Origin of the sequence: Brenneria goodwinii, assembly GCF_002291445.1 — a bacterium.
Taxonomy (GTDB): Bacteria; Pseudomonadota; Gammaproteobacteria; order Enterobacterales; family Enterobacteriaceae; genus Brenneria; species Brenneria goodwinii.
In genome coordinates, this window is the sequence record NZ_CP014137.1 from 4,416,442 (window position 1) to 4,431,976 (window position 15,535).

Annotated in this window: 12 protein-coding genes; 6 read left to right on the forward strand and 6 right to left on the reverse strand. The window is 56.0% G+C overall.

Going from position 1 to position 15,535, the window contains the following annotated elements:
* Positions 1-176 precede the first annotated feature (176 nt).
* Positions 177-1,169: an acyltransferase gene (locus ACN28R_RS19555; RefSeq protein ID WP_095835264.1), complete on the forward strand. Its 993-nt coding sequence runs from the start codon at positions 177-179 to the stop codon at positions 1,167-1,169.
* 148 nt (positions 1,170-1,317) lie between these two features.
* Here the strand turns inward: ACN28R_RS19555 and xylB are convergent, their stop codons facing one another.
* Both xylB and xylA read right to left on the reverse strand, forming a co-directional pair.
* Entirely contained in the window at positions 1,318-2,775 is a 1,458-nt protein-coding gene (xylB, locus tag ACN28R_RS19560) for a xylulokinase (protein WP_095835265.1), read from the reverse strand.
* A 162-nt stretch (positions 2,776-2,937) separates the two neighbouring features.
* Complete coding sequence (gene xylA, locus ACN28R_RS19565) at positions 2,938-4,257, reverse strand: xylose isomerase (RefSeq protein WP_095835266.1); 1,320 nt, start codon at positions 4,255-4,257, stop codon at positions 2,938-2,940.
* A gap of 395 nt (positions 4,258-4,652) precedes the next feature.
* Between xylA and xylF the strand changes: the two genes are divergently transcribed.
* On the forward strand, positions 4,653-5,648 hold the full coding sequence (gene xylF, locus ACN28R_RS19570; RefSeq protein ID WP_095835267.1) for a D-xylose ABC transporter substrate-binding protein: 996 nt from the start codon (positions 4,653-4,655) through the stop codon (positions 5,646-5,648).
* Here the strand turns inward: xylF and ACN28R_RS19575 are convergent.
* Positions 5,645-5,800: a hypothetical protein gene (locus ACN28R_RS19575; RefSeq protein ID WP_183096807.1), complete on the reverse strand. Its 156-nt coding sequence runs from the start codon at positions 5,798-5,800 to the stop codon at positions 5,645-5,647. The genes xylF and ACN28R_RS19575 overlap by 4 nt on opposite strands.
* A 1-nt stretch (position 5,801) precedes the next feature.
* Between ACN28R_RS19575 and ACN28R_RS19580 the strand changes: the two genes are divergently transcribed.
* The 3 genes from ACN28R_RS19580 to xylR all read left to right on the forward strand — a co-directional run bounded on the left by ACN28R_RS19580 (position 5,802) and on the right by xylR (position 9,816).
* Positions 5,802-7,343 (forward strand): xylose ABC transporter ATP-binding protein, encoded by a 1,542-nt coding sequence (locus ACN28R_RS19580; RefSeq protein ID WP_095835268.1) that lies wholly within the window; start codon positions 5,802-5,804, stop codon positions 7,341-7,343.
* Positions 7,336-8,505: a xylose ABC transporter permease XylH gene (gene xylH, locus ACN28R_RS19585; protein ID WP_236840249.1), complete on the forward strand. Its 1,170-nt coding sequence runs from the start codon at positions 7,336-7,338 to the stop codon at positions 8,503-8,505. The genes ACN28R_RS19580 and xylH overlap by 8 nt, the downstream gene beginning before the upstream one ends.
* Before the next feature lie 120 nt (positions 8,506-8,625).
* On the forward strand, positions 8,626-9,816 hold the full coding sequence (gene xylR / locus ACN28R_RS19590) for a D-xylose utilization transcriptional activator XylR (protein WP_095835855.1): 1,191 nt from the start codon (positions 8,626-8,628) through the stop codon (positions 9,814-9,816).
* Positions 9,817-9,861: 45 nt separating this feature from the next.
* On the opposite strand, the gene ACN28R_RS19595 is transcribed toward xylR, so the two are convergent.
* Positions 9,862-10,437 carry a DJ-1/PfpI family protein gene (locus ACN28R_RS19595; RefSeq protein WP_095835270.1) on the reverse strand — a complete coding sequence of 192 codons (576 nt, stop codon included), beginning with the start codon at positions 10,435-10,437 and terminating at the stop codon, positions 9,862-9,864.
* Between the two features lie 401 nt (positions 10,438-10,838).
* Between ACN28R_RS19595 and argG the strand changes: the two genes are divergently transcribed.
* A complete protein-coding gene (gene argG / locus ACN28R_RS19600) occupies positions 10,839-12,185 on the forward strand; it encodes an argininosuccinate synthase (protein WP_048636967.1) in 1,347 nt (448 codons plus the stop codon).
* Positions 12,186-12,336: 151 nt separating this feature from the next.
* On the opposite strand, the gene ACN28R_RS19605 is transcribed toward argG, so the two are convergent.
* The gene (locus ACN28R_RS19605; RefSeq protein WP_048636968.1) at positions 12,337-13,824 is read right to left on the reverse strand and encodes an amidase; all 1,488 of its coding nucleotides are present in this window, start codon (positions 13,822-13,824) and stop codon (positions 12,337-12,339) included.
* Between the two features lie 68 nt (positions 13,825-13,892).
* Positions 13,893-15,530: a dipeptide ABC transporter ATP-binding protein gene (locus ACN28R_RS19610; RefSeq protein WP_048636969.1), complete on the reverse strand. Its 1,638-nt coding sequence runs from the start codon at positions 15,528-15,530 to the stop codon at positions 13,893-13,895.
* Positions 15,531-15,535: the final 5 nt, after the last annotated feature.

Consider the following 15,535-nt stretch of genomic DNA (forward strand, 5'->3'; position numbering starts at 1 on the left):
CAATATCGCGCCTCCGCCATGCTTGCGGAGGCGCTCAAATCAAGTCTCTTTTATCGTCATGCCCGCGAAGGCGGGCATCTCCGGCGACATTCCCGTATTCAGCCCATTCCCCATTGTGTGGTTTATCAACACGCTCTACCCTGTGCGATATCGTTCGTCTCTCCAAAAGGCTATGCATGACCGGGAAGATCGGCTGGGTTGATAATTTGCGGGCCGTGGCCTGTGTGATGGTCGTTCTGATTCACAGCACAACCTATTACATCACCGCCGGCGGCGCGCCGGGCGATAGTCACTGGGATGTGGCGAATATCCTTAACTCGGCCTCCCGTGTTTGTGTGCCGCTGTTCTTTATGATTTCGGGTTATTTGTTCTTTGGCGAACGCAGCGCGCGGAAGAAGCATTTCCTGCGTATTGGCTTATGTATTCTGTTTTACAGCGCCGTTACGCTGATTTATATCGTGATATTTACGCCAATCAACCCGCTGAACGCCGCCAGACAATTCCTGCAAAAGCCGATTTTTTACCACCTGTGGTTTTTCTATGCGATCGTGGCGATCTACCTGTTTTCCCCCTTAATTAACGTTAAGCCGGTGTCGGGCAGGTATCTGGCGATTTTCATCGTGCTGCTGGCGGTGGTTGCCAACCCCAATACGGGCCGGGTTGAGTTTTCCGGCGTCAAACTGCTGCCGGTGAATCTCTATATCTACGGCGATACGTTTTACTATCTGCTGTATGCGGTCGTCGGGCGGGCGTTAGGAATGCTGGATATTCCCCGGCGTGTCGCGCTGGCGGCCTTGCCGGTATTTATTTTGTGCGTGCTGCTGGTGGCGATGGGCACCCGGCATCACACGCTGTTGAACGACAACTTCAATCAGACGTTTTATCTCTATGGCGGCCCGCTGGTTTTTCTGGCGGCGGTCAGCCTGTTTACGGTATTTAAAAGCTATCTGAATCAGCAGGCGCTGCCCGGACTTGCCCTGATATCGCGCCATTCGCTGGCGATTTACGGTTTCCATGCGTTGATTATTCATTACCTGCGTACCCATGGCATGGATATGCCGTCGCGGCCCGTGCTGGATATTTTCTACATTTTCGGCGCCGCGCTACTGGGCGGTCTGCTGTTGTCGATGGCGTTGCAGAGCATCGATAGCCGGCGTCTGGTGAGTTAAGGTCAGGCGTCGTCGGGCCGCGATCGCTCGTCATGCCGTCGCTGGCGCAGCTGTGCGCGACGCAACTGTCGGCCGGAGGAAAATCCGGCCATCAATGCGGATTTCTCCAGCCCGACGCCCTGGCGGGAACGGCGCATTGCCGGCAAATTTACATTAACGGCAGAAGTTGTTGATACAGCGCTTGGAAGGTGCTGCGCTGCTGCGCGTAGTACGCGTGGCGCTGCTCGTCCGGCTGATGGATCTGTTCCAGCGGCAACTGGGGCAATAGATCGGCCAATGGCGTAGCGGGGTACATAGCGATTTGCGCCAGCCGCGCCGCGCCCAATGCCGGCCCCACATCGCCGCCGGTACGGTATTCCAGCGCCTGTCCGCTGATATCGGCCAGCATTTGACGCCAGTAGGCGCTGCGCGCGCCGCCGCCGATCAGCGTGATGCCGCTGGGTTTTAACCCCGTCATATGCAGGGCATCCATGCCATCCGCAAGGGCGAAGCCGACGCCTTCCAGTACGGCGCGCGCCAGTTCGGGACGGCCATGCTGATGCGTCAGCCCCCAGAAAGCGCCTTTGGCGTGCGGATTATTATGCGGCGTGCGCTCGCCGGAGAGATAAGGCAAAAACCACAACGGCGACGTCGTTTCATCCGTCGGCGTCTGGACGACTTCCTGCAACAGCGCGGACACGCTTGCGGCGTGAGTCAAACGGGCGACCCAATCGAGGCAGGAGGCGGCGCTCAGCATCACCGACATCAAATGCCAGGTGTCGGGCAGCGCATGGCAAAAGCTGTGCACGGCGTGCTGAGGATTACAGAGAAAACCATCGCTGACGGCGAAGTAAACGCCGGAGGTGCCGAGCGACAGCATCGCCTGCCCCGCCTGATAAAGGCCGACGCCGATCGCGCCGGCTGCGTTATCCCCGCCGCCGGCAATCACCGGAATGGCATTCATGCCCCATCGTTCCGCGATCGCCGGCAACAAATAGCCGGTAATCTGATTGCCTTCATATAACGCCGGCATGTGTCGCCGCGTCAGGGAGCAGGCGGCCAGCAGTTGTTCGCTCCAGTCTCGTTTCGCCACGTCCAGCCACAGCGTTCCTGCCGCATCGGACATATCGCTGGCGAACTCGCCGGTCAGCCGCCATCGCAGATAGTCCTTCGGCAGTAATACCTTATCGATCCGGCGAAAGATATCGGCTTCGTGTTCCTGTACCCATTTCAGCTTCGGGGCGGTGAAGCCCGGCATCATCAGGTTGCCGGTAATCCGTCGCGAGGCCGGCACCTGTTGTTCCAGGGATTGACACTGCGCCGCGCTGCGCCCGTCATTCCACAGAATGGCCGGACGCAGCACCCGGTGTCGCGCATCCAGCAGCGTGGCGCCATGCATCTGTCCGGTCAGCCCCAGCGCTTTAACGGCGCGCAGATCGTGCTGCTCCGCCAGCGCCTGCAGCGTACTCTCGGTTGCCTGCCACCATGCTTCGGGCGATTGTTCCGACCATAACGGATGGGGGCGGGAAACGGTTAATGCCGCGCTATGGCTGGCGACAACCTGTCCCGCTTCATTCAGTAAGATGGTTTTGACGCCGGAAGTGCCAAGATCAATGCCGATGTACATAGCAGCCTCTTGAATTGGTTAAGGAGCCTTGCGCTCCTGAGATAAATGACAAACTTCCCCTACAGCCGCCGCGCCCGCCTATCCCCGCCTTCGCAGGAGGACGAGAGTACGCCGCCCGCCTAGAAACGGCGACTCGCTTCCCGCATCCTTACACTCACAGGGTTAGCCGAAGATGTAACGGTTAACCCGGTTTTCCAGCAGTTCCTGATGACCGCTCTGGTGCTGCGGCGCCAACTGCTGTTTTTCCGCATAGCTTGCCAGCGATGCCAGGGAGGCTTTGCCTTGCAGGATTTGTTGTCCCAGTTCGCCATTCCAGCCGGCATAACGCTTGGCGACCAGTTGGTTCAGCGCATCGTCCTCGATCATGCGGGCGGCGGCCTTGAGCGACAGCGCCATGGTATCCATGGCGCCGATATGGGCATGGAATAGATCATAGCGATCGGTGCTTTGGCGGCGAACCTTGGCATCAAAATTCAGCCCGCCGGCGGTGAAGCCGCCCGCTTTAAGAATTTCATACATGATCAGCGTATTCTCTTCCACGCTATTGGGAAATTGGTCGGTATCCCAGCCCAGTTGCGGGTCGCCGCGATTGGCGTCAACGGAGCCAAAAATGCCTAACGCGATTGCCGTGGCGATTTCATGGTGGAACGAATGGCCCGCCAGCGTGGCGTGGTTGGCTTCCACATTAACCCTGATCTCTTTTTCCAGCCCGAATTGTTTCAGGAAACCATAGACGGTGGCCACATCATAATCGTATTGGTGTTTGGTCGGCTCTTGCGGTTTGGGTTCGATCAGCAACGTACCCTGAAAACCGATTTTATGTTTATGTTCGACCACCATTTGCATAAAGCGGCCAATCTGTTCACGTTCCTGCCGAAGATCGGTATTGAGCAGGGTTTCATAGCCTTCACGCCCGCCCCACAGCACATAGTTTCCCCCACCCAGCTTATGGGTGGCGTTCATGGCGGTGAAGACCTGCGTCGCCGCCCAGGCAAAGATTTCAGGATCCGGGTTGGTGGCCGCGCCTGCGCCATAGCGCGGGTGGGTGAAACAGTTTGCGGTGCCCCACAGCAGCTTAACGCCGCTGCTTTGCTGTTTTTCCGCCAGAACATCGGTGATGACGGCGAAGTTATTCAGGTATTCCTTAAGGGAATGCCCTTCGGGCGCGATGTCCACATCGTGAAAACAATAATAAGGCACATCCAGCTTTTGAAAAAATTCGAAGGCGATATCGGCCTTGCATTTGGCCAGCGCCAGCGCGTCTCCTGTTTTTTGCCATGGGCGTTCAAAGGCGCCGACGCCAAACATATCCGAGCCGTTCCAGCACAACGTATGCCAGTAGGCGACCGCAAAGCGTAAATGGTCGGCCATGCGTTTTCCCAGGATTTCCTGCTCAGGATTGTAGTGACGAAAAGCGAAAGGGTTGTCGCTCCCGCTGCCTTCATAGCGTACTTTTTCGATCTGTTCAAAATAGGGTTGCATCGTTGACTCCTTAGAAAAGTTCCCGATGGATTTAACGTTATCCCATTATTTCTCAGGCTGTCGCATTAGCCCGGCTTGAAAAATATTGGATATATTCAGATCCGTCCGCGTGTTGCACAATTACGTTATTTAACACTCGGATTAAGAGAATTATTAAATGTGCGCTGAGTCTCAAAAATATTGAAAATTTAATCTGAAGATGCTTCGCAATTCTGTAAATAGAAGAATATTAGTAATCAATAAAACATGACGGCTATCAAAAAATAGCAATTAAACCAAAAAACATAATCAGAGGATAAAAATCTGTAATTGATGATGTGTTGTTTAACGACAATACTTTTTTCGGTTGTTGGCGCTCTCTGCCCTGTATTATTTAAATAAAAAGGTACTCTACGATGAAAGTTAAACACTTTTTACTGTCAGTCTGTGCCGTACTCGCTTTAGTCAGCCAACCCGGGTTCGCCAAGGAGGTAAAAATAGGGATGGCCATTGATGATTTACGCCTTGAACGTTGGCAAAAAGATCGGGATATCTTTGTCGAAAAGGCCAAAGAACAAGGCGCGAGCGTTTTTGTACAATCGGCGAACGGCAATGAGGAAACGCAGATTTCGCAAATAGAAAATATGATTAATCGCGGCGTCGATGTGTTAGTCATCATTCCCTATAACGGTCAGGTGCTCAGTAATGTCATAGCGGAAGCAAAACGCGAGGGAATAAAAGTATTGGCTTACGACCGTATGATAAACGATGCGGATGTGGATTTTTATATTTCGTTTGATAATGAAAAGGTTGGTGAGTTACAGGCGCAATATCTGGTCGATAAGGTGCCGGAAGGGAATTATTTTCTCATGGGGGGATCGCCGGTAGATAATAATGCAAAGCTGTTTCGTCAGGGACAAATGAAAATATTAAAGCCGTTTGTTGATGAGGGGAAAATTAAAATAGTTGGCGATCAGTGGGTTGACGCTTGGCTGGCGGAAAATGCGCTGAAGATTATGGAAAATGCGTTAACGGCGAATAACAACAATATTAATGCGGTGGTGGCTTCCAATGATGCGACGGCGGGGGGCGCGATTCAGGCTCTGGCGGCGCAGGGATTATCCGGCAAGGTGGCCATTTCCGGGCAGGATGCGGATCTGGCGGCGATAAAACGCATTGTCGCCGGCACGCAAACCATGACGGTTTATAAACCCATCAGCAAACTGGCCAGAGACGCCGCCGATATTGCGGTTGCGCTGGGCTCAGGCAAAACGCCGCCGTCGAATGCCACGTTAAACAACGGTATGAAGGATATTCCGGCATTTCTGCTGGCTCCGATCCCCGTTGATAAAGCCAATATTGATTCCACGGTGATTGCCGACGGTTTTCACAAACAGGCGGACGTGTACTAACCGTATTTACGCGTAGCAAGGCGCTCGCGCGCCATTGCATCCGGTTGTGGCGCGTGAGCGCCCGCCAAACCCGACGAGAGGTCAAGCCGCAGGCGGCCGACGCCGCTGCGGCTTGAAAAAGGACGGGGATAATTGTGAATCACGGAGGTCATGATGCCGTGCCTGTTGGAAATGAAAAACATCACTAAAGCGTTTGGCGCAGTGAAGGCGGTGGACAACGTCAGCCTGACGCTGGAAGCCGGACAGGTATTGTCGCTGTGCGGTGAGAATGGCTCGGGAAAATCCACGCTGATGAAAGTGCTGTGCGCCATTTATCCCTATGGCAGCTACCGCGGAACCATTATCTTTTCCGGCGATGAACTCCGGGCCAGCCATATTCGCGATACGGAGAAAAAAGGGATCGCCATTATTCATCAGGAACTGGCGTTGGTTAAAGGGATGACCGTGCTGGAGAACATTTTCCTGGGCAACGAGTTGGCGAGCTGCGGGATAATGGATTACGACAACATGTATCTGCGCTGCCTGCGTCTGTTGGAGCAGGTAAAGTTGACGATCGATCCCAATACGAAAGTCGGGGAGTTGGGGCTGGGGCAGCAGCAGTTGGTCGAAATCGCCAAAGCGCTGAATAAACAGGTGCGTCTGCTGGTGCTGGACGAGCCGACGGCCTCGCTGACCGAACGGGAAACGGCCATTCTGCTCGATATCATCCAGGATCTGCGTCATCACGGCATTGCCTGCATTTATATCTCCCACAAGCTCAACGAAGTAAAAGCGATCTCCGATGTGATTTGCGTCATTCGCGACGGTAAGCATATCGGTACCCATCCGGCGGCGGAACTGAGCGAAGACCAGATCATCGCCATGATGGTGGGACGGGAACTCACGGAGCTGTATCCCAATGAAGCGCATACCATCGGCGACGAGATCCTGCGGGTGGAGCACCTGACGGCCTGGCATCCGGTGAACCGCCATATCCGCCGGGTGGACGATGTCTCTTTTTCCCTGCATCGGGGCGAGATACTCGGTATTGCCGGACTGGTGGGGTCGGGGCGTACCGAAACCGTCCAGTGCCTGTTCGGCGCCTATCACGGACGCTGGCAGGGAGAGGTGTTTCTCGACGGGCGGCGGGTCGATATCCGGCACTGTCAGCAGGCGCTGGCGCTGGGCATCGCCATGGTGCCGGAAGACCGCAAAAGGGATGGCATTATCCCCATCATGAGCGTGGCGCACAACATTACGCTGGCCGCGCTCGATCGGTTCTCCGGCGCGTTATCCATGCTGGATGACGCGCGCGAACAGGATGTCATCCGGCAATCGCTGGCGAATTTGCAAGTGAAAACGCCAAGTCAGGAATTGCCGATCGCCCGGCTGAGCGGGGGAAACCAGCAAAAAGCGGTGCTGGCGAAATGTCTGTTGCTGAACCCCAGAATACTCATTCTTGACGAGCCGACCCGCGGTATCGATATCGGTGCAAAATATGAGATCTATAAGCTCATCAATGCGCTGGTACAGCAGCAAATCGCCGTCATCGTTATTTCTTCCGAACTGCCAGAAGTCCTGGGGCTAAGCGACCGGGTGCTGGTCATGCATCAAGGGCGAATCAAAGCGGACTTGATTAATCGGGATCTGACCCAGGAACAGGTCATGGAAGCTGCATTGAGGAGTGAACATCGTGCTGAAAACATCACTGTCTGATCAACAAAATGCCGTTGTCGAGTCCAAGTCCTTACTGCAACGGCTCAAGAGCATTAATCTTCAGGTTTATGTGATGATTGCCGCCATCATCGCCATCATGCTCTTTTTCACCTACATGACGGACGGGGCTTACCTGAGCGCGCGCAACCTTTCCAACCTGCTGCGGCAAACGGCGATTACCGGCATTCTGGCGGTCGGCATGGTGTTCGTCATTATTTCCGCGGAAATCGATCTGTCGGTGGGCTCCATGATGGGGCTGCTCGGCGGCGCGGCGGCGATTTTTGATGTGTGGTTCGGCTGGCCGCTGCCGTTAACCATCGTGGTGACGCTGGTACTGGGATTATTACTGGGAACATGGAATGGCTGGTGGGTCGCCTATCAGAAAGTGCCTTCCTTTATCGTCACGTTGGCGGGCATGCTGGCATTTCGCGGCATTCTTATCGGCATCACCAATGGCACCACGGTTTCGCCGACCTCTGATGCGATGTCGCAGATCGGGCAAAGCTACCTGCCCTCCGGCGCGGGCTTTCTGTTCGGCGCGCTGGGGCTGATGGTTTTTATTTTGTGGCAATGGCGGCGGCGCGGTAACCGTATCCGACTGGGGCTTCCCGTTAGCCAGCCGGCCGGCGATATCGGGCGTCAGGCGTTTACCGCCGTGATTGTTCTTGGCGCCATCTACCTGCTGAATGATTACCGTGGCGTGCCGACGCCGGTGCTGGTTCTCACGCTGTTGATGCTGGGCGGCATTTTTTTGGCGACGCGCACCGCGTTTGGCCGCCGCATCTACGCCGTGGGGGGGAATATTGAGGCGGCCCGCCTATCCGGGATCAATGTGGAACGCACCAAGCTGATTGTTTTCGCGATGAACGGGCTGATGGTCGCGGTGGCGGGGCTGATCCTGAGTTCGCGTTTGGGCGCCGGTTCGCCGTCGGCGGGGAATATTGCCGAGTTGGACGCGATCGCGGCCTGCGTGATCGGCGGCACCAGTCTGGCGGGCGGGATCGGCAGCGTGGCCGGGGCGGTGATGGGGGCATTTATCATGGCCTCGCTGGATAACGGTATGAGTATGCTGGATGTGCCGACCTTCTGGCAGTATGTCGTCAAAGGCGGCATTCTGCTGCTGGCGGTGTGGATGGATACGGCGACCAAACGCAGAATGTAACGGCGCCGTGGGTCATTGCGGCAAATACGCGGCAGCTCGCAATAATAAGGAAATTATTTAGGCTGCTCTGAATGGTTATGCTATTCAGGGGGTCACCGCCATGAATAGATGCTCATCGCCATGTTTGAAAAACGTTATCGTATTACTCTGCTGTTCAATGCGAACAAAGTGTATGACCGACAGGTTGTTGAAGGCGTCGGTGAGTATTTGCAAGCCTCTCAGTGTGATTGGGATATCTTCATCGAAGAGGACTTTCGTTGCCGTATTGAGAACATCAGAGACTGGTTAGGCGATGGTGTGATTGCCGACTTTGACGACCGGGAAATTGTGCGGCTATTGCAGGATGTCAATGTGCCGCTGGTGGGCGTGGGCGGCTCCTACCATAATCCGGCCGATTATCCGCCTGCGCACTATATCGCTACGGATAACCATGCGCTGGTGGAAAGCGCATTTATGCATCTTAAAAACAAGGGGCTGAATCGCTTTGCTTTTTACGGTTTGCCGGCATCGGGAGGAAAAGGCTGGGCGCAGGAACGCGAATACGTATTCCGCCAGCTTGTCGCCGCGGGGCGCTATCAGGGCGTGGTTTATCAGGGGATGGAAACCTCGCCGGATAACTGGCAGCACGCACAAAATCGCCTGGCCGACTGGGTACAGACGTTGCCGCCGCAGACCGGTATTATTGCCGTCACCGATTCCCGGGCGCGTCACCTGTTGCAGGTGTGCGAGCATTTGAACATCCCCGTGCCGGAAAAACTTTGCGTTATCGGTATCGATAATGAAGAGCTGACTCGTTATCTTTCGCGCGTGGCGTTGTCGTCCGTGGCGCAGGGAACCCGTCAGATGGGCTATCGCGCGGCGAAATTGCTGCACCAGCTATTGTTAAACCACAATGTGCCGCCATTACAGCGTATTTTGGTTGCGCCCGTCAGGGTGATTGAACGCCGATCGACCGACTACCGCTCCGTACACGATCCGGCGGTTATTCAGGCGATGCATTTCATCCGTTACCACGCCTGTAAGGGCATCAAAGTCGAGCAAGTGTTGGATATGGTGGGCATATCCCGCTCGAATTTGGAAAAACGCTTCAAAGATGAAATGGGGCAGACGATCCACGGCGTCATTCACGCGGAGAAACTGGATCGTGCTCGCAACCTGTTGGTTTCCACCTCGCTTTCGATCAACGAGATTTCCCTGATGTGTGGCTATCCTTCACTGCCTTATTTCTACGCCGTATTTAAAAAAGGCTATGGCATCACGCCGAAAGAGTACCGCGATCGCTATGGTGAAGCGGGGTATCAGCGGGGATAAACAGACAGGCAGCGCGACAGACTAACGTCGCGCTGAAGATGGGGGTTATTCGGGCACGCGCCAGTAATCGTAATCGATGTGTTCAACCTGGAAATTCGCGTCTTCCTTATCTCCCGTTAAGCGATAGGCGATAGTAAAGGCGAAATCAAAAGCGACGCCCAGTCCTTTACCGCTGATCAGGTTGCCGTCTTCGACGACTTTTTCGTTGACGTATACACCGTCGGTAACGTTTTGCCACAGCTCGCCCGAGCAGACATAACGCCGGCCTTGCAATAAGTTATTACCGCCCAACACGCGCGCGGCGGCGGAACAAAGCGGACAAATCAGCCTGTTGGCCTCGTCATGGCGGCGAATGAATTCAACCACCGTGGGGTTTGCTGCCAGATTAACCGTTCCTTGCGGACCGCCGGGAATAATTACCGCATCAAACAGAGTATCCGTGTTTCTTTCCAGCAGGTCGTCGGCAAACATACGAATATTGTGATAGCTACACAGTTCCAGCCTGTCGTGACAAGACAACATGGCGACATCGATTTTCATACGGTGCAGTACATCAATCACCATAATCGCTTCCGCTTCTTCAAAACCATCAGCCAGCAGAATGGCGATTTTCTTAGACATAGCATCTCCAGCAACATATAGAGGGAAAAGGGAGGATAGCAAAGAATACATATTAAAATGAAACGATGTTTTATTATTGATATAGGCGTCGCGTAACCCACCTTTAGCGCTTAGCGTGTTGATGAAATCGCGTTATACTCGTCCACTTGGGCGCGAACCGAGTGCGAATTTTTTTGCATAAAGCACGACTCTCCTCTTCCTGTGCCGGCAAAAAGATGTTTAAATTATCACTCACTTATTTTGCATAAATATGCATTTATTGAGGGCGCGATATTTACCGACAAACCTCGCTTGACCAGTCCGCAACCTGGTGAAGTCATGGCCCTCAGTATTGTATTGCGTAACATAATGGCGCGGCTGCTAAGCTTATAGCCATCGATCTTCGAGCAGGGATTTTATTTATGACAACGATTCTCAAACATCTTCCGGTTGGTCAGCGTATTGGTATTGCGTTTTCTGGTGGTCTGGATACCAGCGCCGCGCTGCTTTGGATGCGTCAAAAAGGCGCGGTTCCTTATGCTTACACCGCGAATCTGGGTCAGCCGGATGAGGATGATTACGATGCAATCCCTCGCCGTGCGATGGAATACGGCGCTGAAAATGCTCGCCTGATCGACTGCCGTAAGCAACTGGTTGCCGAAGGCATCGCGGCAATTCAGTGCGGCGCCTTCCATAACACCACCGCCGGCGTGACCTATTTCAACACCACGCCGCTGGGCCGTGCGGTAACCGGCACCATGCTGGTCGCCGCGATGAAAGAAGACGGCGTCAATATCTGGGGCGACGGCAGCACCTATAAAGGCAACGATATCGAACGCTTCTATCGTTACGGTTTGCTGACCAACGCCGAGCTGCAAATCTACAAACCCTGGCTGGATACCGACTTTATCGATGAGCTGGGCGGCCGTCAGGAGATGTCCGAATTTATGGCGCAGGCCGGTTTTGATTACAAAATGTCCGCCGAAAAAGCCTACTCCACCGACTCCAACATGCTGGGCGCGACCCACGAAGCCAAAGATCTGGAGTTCCTCAATTCCAGCGTCAAAATCGTTAACCCGATCATGGGCGTTAAATTCTGGGATGAAAACGTGAAAATCGCCGCGGAAGAAGTCACCGTGCGTTTTGATCGCGGCCATCCGGTGGCGCTGAATGGCAAAACCTTTGCCGATGACGTGGAACTGATGATGGAAGCCAACCGTATTGGCGGACGCCACGGCTTAGGCATGAGCGATCAGATTGAAAACCGCATCATCGAAGCGAAAAGCCGCGGTATCTACGAAGCGCCGGGAATGGCGTTGCTGCATATCGCCTATGAGCGCCTGCTGACCGGTATCCATAACGAAGACACCATCGAACAGTATCACGCCAACGGCCGTCAACTGGGGCGCTTCCTGTACCAGGGCCGCTGGTTCGATTCTCAGGCGCTGATGCTGCGTGATTCTTCCCAGCGTTGGATCGCCAGCGCCATCACCGGCGAAGTGACGCTGGAACTGCGTCGCGGCAACGACTATTCCATTTTGAATACCGTTTCCGATAACCTGACCTATAAACCAGAGCGTCTGACGATGGAGAAAGGCGATTCCGTATTCTCGCCGGATGACCGTATCGGCCAGCTGACCATGCGTAACCTGGACATCACCGATACCCGTGAAAAACTGTTTAACTATGTTGAAACCGGGTTGCTCTCTTCTTCTTCCAACGCCGGATTACCGCAGGTTGAGCAGTTGCAGGACAAGAGCCAAAAGTAATTCGCCGCGATTAAGCGGTTAGCTGATGTGAAAACCCGGCCACGTTTTTCGTCGCCGGGTTTTTTACGGCGGCTTCTGCCGTTTGCGCTGTCCCGTCAGCAAAAGGAAAGCCTGCTTATTCCAGTGAGCGGCGTGGCGAACGCGCGTGACGCTATGCGCGCGCGGCGTTAGTCACATGGACGCCGGGTTTTCTGCCGCCGTTCCACTTGCCGTCGATGGCGCGTTCGATCTGCGCGGCAAGCTGCAACAGCAGGCCGTCGTCGCCCTGGCGCGTTTGCGCCTGAATGCCGAACGGCAAGCCATTTTCCTGCTCGGCCAGCGGCAGGGAGATCGCCGGGATGCCGCAAAGATTGGAGAGCGGCGTATAGGCGAAGTTTTCCCATAGGCTGGCAAACCAGTCGGTCACCGACGGATTATCGCTTAGCGTCAGGTATTTCATCGTGCCGATCTTCGGCGTGGGCAGCGCGGTGATCGGCGTCAGAATAATATCCCAGGATTCGAAGAAAGCGCCGAAGGCGCGCGAGGTGTTATTGAATACGGCCTGCATCGCCGCGCGCGTGCCGAAGGAGATATCTTTGCCCGCTTCCCAGATCCGGATATTGACCGGTTCAATCCGATCCGCCGGGGGTTGTTCCAGTCCCAGATTTGCGAGCATCGCGGAAATCGTCTGGGCAAAATTACTGATATAACAGGTGGTCTGCGCCGCAAACGCGGCGCGGAAATCCACCAGCGGCGTCACCCATTCCACATGATGACCCAAACCGGCGAGAAAATTGCCGACCCTCTCCAGTTCGGCGACGAAATGCGGCGTAGCCCGGTAGTCGCCCCATTGATGGGACAGCGCGATGCGTAGCGGCGCGGGATCGCGCTGAATCAGTTCGCCGTAGCTTTCCGCCGCCGTCCAATAGGGCATAAATTCCCCCGGCGCGCCGCCGCGGCAGTGGTCTACAAAGGCGGCGGTATCGCGCACCGTGCGGGTATGGCATCCCTGAATCGAAACCAGACCGGTAAGGTCGGAGGCGTAAGGCGCGAGGGAGAACACGCCGCGCGAAGGCTTAAGGCCGATGTTGCCGTTGAATCCGGCGGGAATGCGAATCGAACCGCCGCCATCGGTCGCGTGGGACATCGGCACGATGCCGGATGCGACCGAGGCCGCCGTACCGGCGGAGGAGCCGCAGGTGGTGTACTCCAGATCCCAGGGATTCCGCGTGATATAAACTGCCGGATTCTCCGCCGAGCTGCATACGCCGAATTCCGGCGTGGTGGTGCGGCCGATAAGATTCAGCCCGGCCTGGCGCATCTTGCCGACCAGAAAGCTGTCGGCCTGCGAGCGATTGCCGCGCATCAGCAGCGATCCCATCTCCTGTAAACGACCTTTCAGCGTCGGCCCCAGATCTTTCATCAGAAAAGGCACGCCGGCGAAGGCGCCCTGCGGGTTCATGCCGTCTTTCAGCGGATCGGCGACCACATCGTCAAATACCTCGACCACCGCGCTTAATGCGGGATTGAGCAGGGCGATGGCTTGCGCCGCCTGTGAGGCCAGTTCCGCGGCGCTCACGTCGCCTTTACGTATCAGTTCCGCCAGACCTACGGCGTCATAGGCCGACCATTCATCCCACTCCATCACTCGTGACTTCATATACCGCTCCCGGTTGAAACATTAAGGGCCGTGTCCGCTACGGGGATTAAGCCCGAAAAAGAGGCCGATTATTTCATCAGCGTCAGACGCGGCGCGGCGGCCAGCAGACGGCGCGTGTAGTCATGTTCGGGCCGGCGGAACAACTCGGCGGTAACGCCCTGTTCGACTACCTGGCCCTGATGCATGACGATGACGCGATCGCAAAGCTGGGCGGCGACGCGCAGATCGTGGGTGATAAACAGCAGTCCCAGCCCCAGATCGCGCTGCAATTCACGCAGCAGATCGAGGATTTGCGCCTGAACCGATACATCCAGCGCGGAGACGGCTTCATCCGCCACCAGCACCTGGGGATCGCAGGCGATGGCGCGGGCGATGGCCAGCCGCTGCCGCTGTCCGCCGGAAAACTGATGCGGATAACGTTCGAGCGATGCGCGCGGCAGATTGATGCGATCCATTAACGCTGCGGCGGTTTGATGCGCCTGTTGCCGGCTCTGACCAAAGTTCATCGCGCCTTCCATGATCGACGATCCGATGGTGCGGCGCGGATTCAGCGAGCGGTTGGGATCCTGAAATACCACCTGAACCCGCGAGCGCAATGCCCGTACCTGCGATTCGGGCAGTGTTTGCACCTCCCTGTCGCCCCATAGGATCTTGCCCGCGCTGGGTTCGATCATGCGGATCATGCAGCGGGCAAAGGTGGATTTACCCGATCCGGACTCGCCCACGACGCCGACGGTTTCACCGCGGTGCACCGCGACGCTGGCCTGGCGCAGGGCGTCAAACCGTTTGGCGCGGCCCAGCCAGTCGCGGCTGATATAGGTTTTGCTGACCGATTGCCCCAGCAGCAGCGGCGGGAGCCGTTCGCCGATGGGCCGGCGGGGCGGGGGCGGCGTAATATCCGGCACCGCCGCCAGCAGCGAACGGGTATAGTCGGTGGCGGGACGTTGCAGCACCTGTTCACAGGAACCCTGTTCAACCATCTCCCCGCGATACATCACCAGAATGTGGTCGGCGATTTCCGACACCACGCCCATGTCATGGGTAATAAAGAGTACCGCGCTGCCTTGCTCCGCCTGGAGTTCGCGAATCAGCTTGAGGATTTCCGCCTGCGTGGTGACGTCCAGCGCCGTGGTCGGTTCATCGCAAATCAGCAGCCGCGGCTTGAGAACCAGCGCCATCGCGATAACGATGCGCTGGCGTTGGCCGCCCGATAGCTGATGCGGATAGCTTTTGTAGATGCGCGCGGGATCGGGCAGGCGAACCCGCTCAAACATCGCCAATATTCTGGCTTTGCGCTCGGCGGCGGGCCAGCGGGTATGGGCGCGTAATAGCTCGTCCACCTGTTCGCCGCAGCTATGCACCGGATTGAGCGCGGTCATCGGCTCTTGAAAAACCATCCCCATACAGGTGGCGCGCAGCTGGCGCAGTTGCCGCTGGCTGACGTAGCGGCCGGAATCCATAAGCGTATTGCCCGCCAGCCAGATGTCGCCGCCGGTAATGCGCAGCTCTTTGGCGATTAATCCCATAATGGCGGTGGCCAACACCGATTTTCCCGAACCGGATTCGCCGACCACGCATAGCGTTTGTCCCGCCGCGATTTCCAGGTCGAGATGTTGAATGGCGTACGGACGGTCGGCGTCCGTCGGCAGGGCGACCTGTAGGCTGGAAACCTGCAATACCGGGTCATTATTCTGGCGTTTATTCATCAGAT